This is a genomic window from uncultured Thiodictyon sp. (assembly GCA_903837595.1).
Classification (GTDB): domain Bacteria; phylum Pseudomonadota; class Gammaproteobacteria; order Chromatiales; family Chromatiaceae; genus Thiodictyon.
Genome location: CAILVI010000231.1, coordinates 1 through 1820 on the forward strand (window position 1 = coordinate 1; position 1820 = coordinate 1820).

The window sequence follows — 1820 nt, forward strand, 5'->3', positions numbered from 1 at the left end:
ACGGCGTTCGCCACCGTCCGCTCCTACCTCTCGACCTTACACAAGCAATCCTTCGATACCTACCAAGCCTTGGTCATGACGTTCCAGGGCAACCCGCCGATGCCTCAGCTGGGGTAGCTTGGCCGGGGTACCTGAACAGTTGGGTGGCGCAGCGTCGGGCCTGGGAGATCCCGTTTCACAAGCTCGGACTCGAACGGTTCCTCAACCGCGACACTTGGTTGGTGTCCCGGGACGATTTTCATGATGCGGCGGTAAGGACCGGCACAGTTCCATCCATCGACGATCTGCATGCTGAGCTGGACGCGCTACCGGACGCCGATCCTTGGTCAATCTGCCAGGGTCACGACTTGGTGAGTATCCTGCGCATTGGTCTGACCAGGGTGCTGGGTAGTCTCAAGTCAAGCAAGGGAGTAGACGACATTGCGGCCGTGCTGCGCACCTCGTTCGACGATCAACAGCTTCACGGCGGCCATTTGGGCGCCGCGATTCGCGGCTGGGAGCAGGCGAACAAGCCTTATCTGGTGTTATAGGATGCTTCACGGCCTGGCCCAAGTTGGCCTTGGTCGAAGTCCTAAATTTGGTCGCCGTCAACCTGCCTTAGAAAACCCGACTTGGCGAATGGCCTGCGGATGCCCTCGACCGCGGAGGAACTGGCCGCGGAGACCCGCATCGCGGTCCGCCGCGCCTGCGGGTCGCGAAGGTACGGGTTCGTTGTGAGAAGAGACTTCGACACCGGTGTGAACTCGCCGTGTGAGGGAGGGGGGCTTCGGTGCAGTGTCGCATACTCGGTGGCGGGCGAGGGACGCTCGCCACCAGATCGGTCGGGGCGGGACTGCGGTGCCGCGCCCGGTCCAGCCCTGAGGATGGCGGCCTGACCGCCCTGCCGCCCGCTCGCCTCTTGGGTCACGAGTGGCAGACTCTGCCATAATTGCCGCCTGCCAACCTGGAGGTACCAGCTCATGCCAACCCGAAACGTCGTTCTGACCGAACATCAAGAGGCCTTCATCGGCCAACTCGTGGGTTCTGGCCGGTATCGGAATGCCAGCGAGGTCCTGCGCGAAAGCCTGCGCCTGATGGAGCGCCGCGAGTCCCTGGAGACAGCGAAGCTCGATTACCTGCGGGCCAGATTGGACGAGGCCGAGGGTGATGTCGCCGCAGGTCGACTGGTGGCGTTCACGCCCGGTCTGCTTGAGGCCCTCGATGCCGAGGATCTGGGCGAGTCGCTGGATGCGAGACCGGCATGACGCAGGTGCGCCTGACCCGGGGCGCACTCGACGACATTCGGCGGGTCCTGAGGTGCAGCGAGGCGGAGTTCGGCGTTGCCGCGCGCACCCGTTACCGGATACTGCTGGACCAAGCGTTGCGCGATCTGGCCGAGGACCAGGGCCGCATTGGGGTTAAATCGATCACCGATGTGAGACCTGGATACTTCGTCTATCACCTCAAGTGGAGCAAGGCCCGAGTCGGCGGCGCCTCGGTGGGGCGACCGCGGCATCTGCTCGTCTTTTCGGTCGATGCGACGGGTGACGTCATCATCGCTGCCGTCGCCCACGAACGCGAGATGCTTGAGCGGCACCTGAACCCTTGAACCAGCACGTGACACGAGAGAGGCGCATCGCTTGTGCCTGATAGAGCGCCGCGAGTCGCTGGAGACGGCGACGGGCCGCGGCGCGTCGGCGGCTAGCCCGTCTTCGACTATTCGCGCCTATTTTTCACGTAACCCATTGGTTGGCTTGCACCGCAGGGGCAAAGGTCGGCACTACACAGCGATTAGTGTATGGAAGCTTGGTGAGCGGCAGTAATCCTCGGTGGGGGTTGCT

The 1820-nt window shown here is 63.4% G+C and carries 3 protein-coding genes; all 3 read left to right on the top strand.

Annotation, left to right across the window (positions count from 1 at the left end):
* Window positions 1-143 precede the first annotated feature (143 nt).
* The 3 genes from QZY44_RS12360 to QZY44_RS12370 all read left to right on the top strand — a co-directional run bounded on the left by QZY44_RS12360 (window position 144) and on the right by QZY44_RS12370 (window position 1588).
* Window positions 144-530 (top strand): hypothetical protein, encoded by a 387-nt coding sequence (locus QZY44_RS12360; RefSeq protein ID WP_295446623.1) that lies wholly within the window; start codon window positions 144-146, stop codon window positions 528-530.
* Window positions 531-959: 429 nt separating this feature from the next.
* Complete coding sequence (locus QZY44_RS12365) at window positions 960-1244, top strand: type II toxin-antitoxin system ParD family antitoxin (RefSeq protein WP_295446625.1); 285 nt, start codon at window positions 960-962, stop codon at window positions 1242-1244.
* Complete coding sequence (locus QZY44_RS12370) at window positions 1241-1588, top strand: type II toxin-antitoxin system RelE/ParE family toxin (RefSeq protein WP_295446627.1); 348 nt, start codon at window positions 1241-1243, stop codon at window positions 1586-1588. Before QZY44_RS12365 ends, QZY44_RS12370 begins: the two co-directional genes overlap by 4 nt.
* Window positions 1589-1820 lie beyond the last annotated feature (232 nt).

What these genes read in the sequence shown, in the direction of transcription:
- QZY44_RS12365 (WP_295446625.1), top strand. Translation starts at nt 960, where the DNA reads ATGCCAACCCGAAACGTCGTTCTGACCGAACATCAAGAGGCCTTCATC.
- QZY44_RS12370 (WP_295446627.1), top strand. Translation starts at nt 1,241, where the DNA reads ATGACGCAGGTGCGCCTGACCCGGGGCGCACTCGACGACATTCGGCGG.